Annotated in this window: 7 protein-coding genes and 1 pseudogene; 6 read left to right on the top strand and 2 right to left on the bottom strand. The window is 63.6% G+C overall.

Annotated elements, in window-relative coordinates:
- The 5 genes and pseudogenes from EP26_RS28965 to EP26_RS35755 form a co-directional block, all read left to right on the top strand.
- Positions 1–230 (top strand): annotated as a pseudogene (locus tag EP26_RS28965) (IS110 family transposase); the annotation flags it as partial.
- A 543-nt stretch (positions 231–773) separates the two neighbouring features.
- Positions 774–1,694 carry a site-specific integrase gene (locus EP26_RS28955; RefSeq protein WP_043344522.1) on the top strand — a complete coding sequence of 307 codons (921 nt, stop codon included), beginning with the start codon at positions 774–776 and terminating at the stop codon, positions 1,692–1,694.
- A 711-nt stretch (positions 1,695–2,405) separates the two neighbouring features.
- The gene (locus EP26_RS28950) at positions 2,406–2,612 is read left to right on the top strand and encodes a hypothetical protein (RefSeq protein WP_043344520.1); all 207 of its coding nucleotides are present in this window, start codon (positions 2,406–2,408) and stop codon (positions 2,610–2,612) included.
- Between the two features lie 178 nt (positions 2,613–2,790).
- Entirely contained in the window at positions 2,791–2,949 is a 159-nt protein-coding gene (locus tag EP26_RS35760; protein WP_157033905.1) for a hypothetical protein, read from the top strand.
- A 527-nt stretch (positions 2,950–3,476) separates the two neighbouring features.
- Positions 3,477–3,767, top strand: coding sequence for a hypothetical protein (locus tag EP26_RS35755; protein WP_157033904.1), 291 nt, complete (start codon positions 3,477–3,479; stop codon positions 3,765–3,767).
- Positions 3,768–3,805: 38 nt separating this feature from the next.
- Here the strand turns inward: EP26_RS35755 and EP26_RS28945 are convergent, their stop codons facing one another.
- Positions 3,806–4,294 (bottom strand): thermonuclease family protein, encoded by a 489-nt coding sequence (locus tag EP26_RS28945; RefSeq protein ID WP_211259603.1) that lies wholly within the window; start codon positions 4,292–4,294, stop codon positions 3,806–3,808.
- A 70-nt stretch (positions 4,295–4,364) separates the two neighbouring features.
- Between EP26_RS28945 and EP26_RS28940 the strand changes: the two genes are divergently transcribed.
- Positions 4,365–4,589, top strand: a complete 225-nt coding sequence (locus EP26_RS28940; protein WP_043344518.1) for a hypothetical protein — start codon at positions 4,365–4,367, stop codon at positions 4,587–4,589.
- A gap of 1,678 nt (positions 4,590–6,267) precedes the next feature.
- Here EP26_RS28940 and EP26_RS38375 read toward each other — a convergent pair.
- On the bottom strand, positions 6,268–6,402 hold the full coding sequence (locus tag EP26_RS38375; protein WP_281177138.1) for a hypothetical protein: 135 nt from the start codon (positions 6,400–6,402) through the stop codon (positions 6,268–6,270).
- Positions 6,403–6,746: the final 344 nt, after the last annotated feature.

The following is a 6,746-nucleotide window of genomic DNA, read 5'->3' as shown; positions in this document are numbered from 1 at the left end:
GCCGGATCTCCCGGCAGGGCAACGCCATGTTGCGCCGCTTGCTGGTGCTCGGCGCCACTAGCCGCCTGCGCTATGCCCGGCGCAGCCCAGAGGCCTCGGACTGGGCCACGCGCCTGCTGGCGCGGCGGCCCTTCAAGGTCGCGGCTGTGGCATTGGCCAACAAGATGGCCCGCATCGCCTGGACCCTGCTGGCCCGGGGAGGGACCTACACAACAACCGCGACCGCCTAGGCGGTTGCGTCCGAGCTCGCCGGGCGCCGCGTCCGGCGGGGGCCAAGGTGCTGAAGCGACGATGACAGCGAGAGACCGGTGAGCCGGTAACGAGACAGGCCGTTTATCGCAATGCGCCCCCCCAAAGCGCGTTCACCTGATTGCCCCTCGTTCCGCGCAGCTCATCAGGGCCCGCGGCCAGACCGGCCGCATCAGAGGCCGGACACATGACCGCACCCGTGCTCTCGGTGCCTGCGTCGCTGATTCGCCTTGACCCGCAGGGGGCATCCACACATGCGATAAGGGTGGTTTATCGAACATAACAGTAGGCGGAGAGCAGTGTGGCTGGGATGGTCGAGGCTGCACCGTTGCGGGAGGAGAAATGCCCGCGATGCGGCTCGGTCTACGAGGTCCGAGCGCGGCGTCTGTCGTTAATCCGCGAGGGCGGTTTCGACTGCTTGGTCTGCAGAAGCGAGATCGCCGGCCACGACGACACGATGCGGCTTCGTTACATATTGGTTAAGGCTGAGCCCTGGCCGAAGCCGAAGGAGGACTGACTATCTTATGGCCTTGTTCATCCAACTGACTGCCGCAGCGCTGGTGCCGCTCACACCACTGTCCGACACCGCCCGCGGCTATGCGAGCGAGGCCTCGGCCGAGAACACCCGCCGCGCCTACCGCGCCGCCTGGGCTGATTTCGCGGAGTGGTGCGAGGCGGCTGGCCATGTGCCTCTGCCGGCGGCGCCGGAGGTGGTCGGCAGCTTTCTCGCGGCGCGGGCCAGCACGCACAAGGCAGCCAGCCTGACCATGCGGCTGGTGGCGATCGGCCAGGCGCACCGCCTCGCCGGGCACCGGCTCGATACCAAGCACCCGGCCATCCGCGAGACGATGAAGGGCATCCGCCGCCGGCACGGTACCGCCCCGGCGAAGAAGGCGGCCGCCGATGTGGTCGTGCTGCGGGATCGAGCCCTGTTGCTGGTTGGGTTCGCGGGCGCGCTTCGGCGGTCGGAGCTGGTTGCGCTGGACCTGGCCGATATCCGGTTCGTTGCCGAGGGCATGGTGCTCACCCTGCGCCGGCGGAAGACGGACCAGGAAGGTCGCGGGACCGAGGTCGCCATCCCCTTTGGCCAAGCGGAGCGGACCTGCCCCGTCCTGACCCTACGCGCCTGGCTCGAGGCGGCCCGCCTCACCAGCGGGCCGGTCTTCGTCTCGGTGAACCGCGGTGGTGCCATCGGCACAGCCCGGCTCTCGCCAATTGACGTGGCCTGGGTGGTCAAAGCGGCGGTAGAGGCCGCTGGCGGCAACCCGGCCGACTTCGCCGGCCATAGCCTGCGGTCAGGGTTCATCACCAGCGCCGCCCGCGCTGGAGTAGCCGAACGCCACATCCAGAACCAGTCTGGGCATCGCAGCCTCCCCGTCCTACGGGGCTACATCCGGCGCGGCAGCCTCTTCGTCGACAACGCTGCTGCGAAGGTCGGGCTTTGATTGCCCGCCGTGGGGCAGTGGCGAAATTCTACGAGCGGCGGTGGGATTAAGCTTGAAGGCTTCGGTGGGCCTTCGGGCAGAGAGGCTATCCGCCAAGCCGTTTACAGGACTAGCCAAGCGACCAGCAGAAGCGGTGACAACAGGCCGGTTATAGCTGAGACGCGCACCAGGCTAATCGCTAAGTGGACGACGGCTGAGGCTCCAAGGCCGCGAGCAGTGTCGAGAGACGGAGCCAGCCAAGCATCGTCGGTATCGGTGGCGTTGGAAGTGATCGGGAGATCCATCGACGTTTCACTCCTCAGACCATTTGAGCGCTGGCTTCCTGATCTACTTAAGGTTGCAGAACTAGCAGTTTATTTCAAATCACGATTTTCTCGCGATATGCGGAAGTCGGTTGGCTCGGCTCTCGCCAATCGACGTGGCATGGGCGGTCAAAGCCGCGGTCGAGGTCGTCGGCGGCAACCCTGCTGACTTCTCCGGGCACAGCCTGCGCTCTGGGCTCATCACCAGCGCAGCCCGGGCTGGGGTGGCAGAGCGGCACATCCAAAACCCGAGCGGCCACCGCAGCCTGCCGGTCCTAGGGGGCTACATCCGCCAAGGCAGCCTGTCGTCGACAACGCTGCTGCCAAGGTGGGGCTCTGATCAGCAGCCATGTAACTGGGAGTGACAACCAATCCACAGTCCGTGCGTATCGACAATCGGAGGTGGCGCATGACTGATCCCGATACCCGCGAGACTGGATTTTTCTGGATCAGGATCGGCGACCAAGAGCCTGAAGTCGCACAATGGCAGGCCGAATGGGATCAGTGGCTGGTGACTGGCTTGGCGCTGCCACTATCGGACCTCCGCGCCGCAGAGGTGGTGGTGCTGAGCGAAATGCTGGTGCCCCCTACGGTCATCGTTCCCGCCGGTTATTAAGGGCTCGTCACGCTCAAGCCAGTCGGCCGCCGGCTGTCCAGGCGGATAGCTCGTCCTGCAACGCGTCCCGGGTCGTCTGCACTGCTTACTGTCGGACAGGCCATTCTGAGCCTCGATAACAACCCGCAAACCTAGCCGGCGTTATCCTGAGGTTCAGAGCAGGACAGGATATGCACGGATGGCGGATCTGCCGGGGTATGTTCAAAAGACCATCGACCAAGGCTTTCACGCTGGCCGGAATGGTTTGCCGAAGACCGATAACCCGCACAGCGGCATAGATCGAGAGCACGAGTTGTACTGGAACTTGGGCCATGGCCGCGGCGCCGAAGCCCATTAGCGGGAGAGGTCCGGCGAGCTATCCCCCGCAAGGGTAGAGATCTCACGCTCTCAGCCTGTGCAGCGGGATACCATCCAGAAGCTGGGCTTCCTTGGGCGGTTGGCATGGGCAATCCGAGGCGATCGAAATGGCGATCGCTGATACGCCCCAACCAGACCTGAAGTAGCAATTCGGTTGCGGCCGAAGGTCTCCCTTGGTACGAACCCGCCCGTCCATATCGGTCGACTGACCAGTGCTAGCAAAAAAAGGGCGGCACCCGAAGGCGCCGCCGAGTTTAGGGAGGAAACGTCCAAGAAAGGCAGGGCACGAACGTGCCGCTGCCCGCTGGACAGTTTGCGCATCTGCGGAAAACGCACAACTCATTTTGTGCAATGCAACATGTCATTCCGATAAGCGGTATAACCAGATCGGTGCAGAGCGCTGGTGGTCCCGCTCCTACCACCGCTTGATACCGGAGGGTGTCGATGCGTAGGTGCGGCTAGCGTTTATCGCTTCCGTATCAGCGGGACCGCTATACTGACTGCGGAATGGCCCTCTTCCCGGATTCGCCCCCGCCTTCACCAACGCCGGCCTGCCCTGAGCCCGAGCAGACCGCTGCCGAAGGCCCTTGGGGTGGCCCGACATACAGCTATCGCGGCGCCCGCATTGAGTGCGGCAAGGGCGGCCACGTCTGCGGCTTGTTTCTGGAGGGGCACCCACTGGACCGCCAGACTTTCGGCGTCGTGGGGACCATCACGCCCCTGGTTGACCTGTGGCTCGATGAGGGCCGGTTGCCGGGCTACATGCGGCTGGTGGTGTCGAAGCCGGTGAAAAGGTGAGGGGATGCGTAGGCCAAAGCCCGTACCCAAGCCGCCAATCATCTGCGCGAAGTGCAGCGCCCGCTATGATGACCCGGGCGGAGACGTGTCACCTTGGCGCTGTAGGGTCTGCAACGCGGCGCTGTCGCGGGGCCAGGTGGCCTAGCGCCCAAACACACACCATCCGCCACGCGGCCCACGCCCCCATAGGGGTGCGCTAGGCCAGCCCGGATAAGGGTCGCCGCCACATCACTACCCGCCGGCGTCGTCGCAGTCGCCAGGGTCCGGCCATAGCGGTCGCGGCCGCGGCGCTCGAGCGTCAGCCCCGAGGCCGCCAGGTGCTGCAGCATCGCCGTCGCCTGTCGAGCCATGGCTCGCTCCCGAGGACACTCGCCACGGATCTCCGGCGTGTCGAAGCCCATGAGCCGCACCTTCTCGCCCCTGGCCGTCACGACGGTATCGCCATCAAACACCCGGGCGATGCGCTCGGCCGAGGCCGGCCAGCCCGCCAGCATCAGCACCGCCGCCACCATGATCGCGTGCCGCATCCGCAGACTTCCGTTCCCGTTATGTGCTGGGTATGCCATGCCTGCCGCCCGCTTGCGATGGAGAAGCGCCATGCCCGACGATGCCCAACTCCGGCCTGCTACGGCCCAGGAGATAGCTGACAGCCTGTCCTTCGCGCTGCGCTTCGACGGGCGGAAGCGCGTCCACCAGGCCGACGAATTCATGGCCCGCATTACCGCCGAGCGGCTGGTCCAACACCTCGAGCGCTCGGGCTTCGTGTTGATGAAACAGCCGCCGACGCCGGCGCACTCGGCAGGCTTCGGCGCTAAGCCCTGACGCCGCCGAGGTCGCACGGCTTTGTCATGCCGCTTCGAGATCCGCGATGCGTTCGAACCGCGCCATGAGACACCTCTCGCGGTCTCGAACTAACTGCTCATCGTGTAGAGAGCCGGCATGCCGATGACGCTCACGGCGACGCTTCTCAATACAGTCTCTGGCTGGGAGCCGGTAATCTTGTGGGGCGACAAGGTTCTCGCCCGTGCGGACAGGTGGTTCCACCAAGCAGGCTGCTATGGACTACCTCAGAGACTGGCCCACCGGCGCGACAAGCGGAGTGCAACCGTGTGGCCCCGTAAACCCCGCTCCGCAGCGTCAATCCGCCATCTGCGCCAGGTCAGCGTCCAGCAGGCAGACCACAACACCAGTACAAAGGAAAGCCGCCCTCCGGGGAGAGAGCGGCTCAGCTTGGGACCATTTCTTAGGGACACCCTGCCAACGTGGCCCAGGGCGGCCAAGTTCGGGAGCGTTCCGCTGGCGAGCTACGGAGCTGCCAGCAAGCACCTCAGGCGTACAAAGGAAAGGCCGCCCCAGGCAGTAGGGAGCGACCTTCAGGTTGAACCACTCAATCGGTATTCGCCACAACACGGCTACAACCGCTTTGGTTCAATTACATTCTGCGTCCACTATCATGGCGGCATGGCCGCCCCATCCCCCGCGCGGCTGTGCTCCATGACAGCACCAAGCTGATCTAGGCCGTCCATGTGTCTGGGCTTGGATGGGAGGGGGGCATTCGCCCCCAAGCTGTACGCCGCGAGCGCCTCATGCCATCGCGCAACGGCATGGTAGCGGCGCAGCTCCCTCCCGGCTCCCAAGCCCACAGTACCGCAGCGCGTATACCGTTCGCATCAATCCCGCATGAGGCGAGACCCGCACTTCCACTAGGAGCGAGAGTTCATGCCAAGGATCTTGGTTGGTGACCACAACCATTGCGTGTACAAATCTATAAATTCAATCATTGCGCGTGGATTTGTTAAGCTGCTTTACTGTTGCAGGCTCGTGATTGGCTACTGAAACTCGCAAAATGGATGGTAGCTATGAAACATATTATCAAGCTTCCGACAATGATTCTCGGGTTAGCGATAATATCACTCGGAGAAGCTTTGGATTGTATCGGAAACTTTATGGTAGAGATCGCTGACGGTCCGGGTAATGACCTAGGCGACACTGGTCATGTTTTCATCAAAAACCCCAAAGGGCGATATTTCGATTTGTAGTTTGCCTTGTAGAGAATCGATCAAGTGGCGGGCAATGTGTGTTGAACTGACGGCCAGCTGATAAGAAGCTGACAAAATTAGGTAGCTTGGCCGGCAACATCCCGAACGCGGCTCCCTCCTCTCCTTGGGTGGAGTGGCAGGGAGATGCGGACCGATTGCAGCCCGCGATCAGGGTGAGACCATGCTTGGTTCCCCGCCATGAGCACTATGCCGAGCGCCCCGACGGGACGAAGGCAACGAGGGCGCGATTCCTCATCACAAAGTAGCCGCTCTTGGTTAGGTCAGCGGCGCAGCTCGCGGATGCTCCAGTACTTGGCCCCCAGTCGTGCTGCCGCAGCCTCACGCTGCGTTAGCCATCTATCGAGATGCAGGCCAACCCACACCAGCGGACCCGCGCCTCAGCCCACTCGCCGGCCAGGTATGGATCCTGGCTTAGCCGCGCCAGTAACCGCGTGCCCTTGTCAGCTGACGAACCAGAAGGCGCTTACCAGAGCAACAAGGGCGATGCCGCTAGTGACGATGTACGGCACCAGGCCACCGGCTTCATTGCTGAATTCCCGTCGCGGCTTGGAAGCGGCTTCGATCATGTAGCTCACAAACGTAGTCCCTGGTTGCTTTCAAAATCATATAGCAACCTTGAGTTGTAATCAATGCAGATCATGGTTAGCCGGTCGGCGGTTCGACGCCGACTCTGGCCCGCCACGAGCAATGGGGATCGAGGTTTCCGCTGGCGATGTGCGGGGCGGTGCTGCGGGCCTGGAAGAGGGTGGGCAAGGGCTAGGCCCGGAGATACCGAGGGTGCAGCACGGCGTGGCTAGGGCCGCGCCTTTCACCCAGCGCAGCTCCTAGCAGGCGATCTGCTCGGGCGTGAATTGGATCGCGGCCTGCAACCCGGCCAGTTTGAAGCGCAGCTCGACGGCACTGCCGCGCCCGAGGTCAT

The sequence above is a fragment of the Belnapia moabensis DSM 16746 genome, assembly GCF_000745835.1.
Taxonomy (GTDB): domain Bacteria; phylum Pseudomonadota; class Alphaproteobacteria; order Acetobacterales; family Acetobacteraceae; genus Belnapia; species Belnapia moabensis.
Note: the sequence above shows the minus strand (reverse complement) of the source record. Positions and strands in the feature narration are given on the sequence as shown.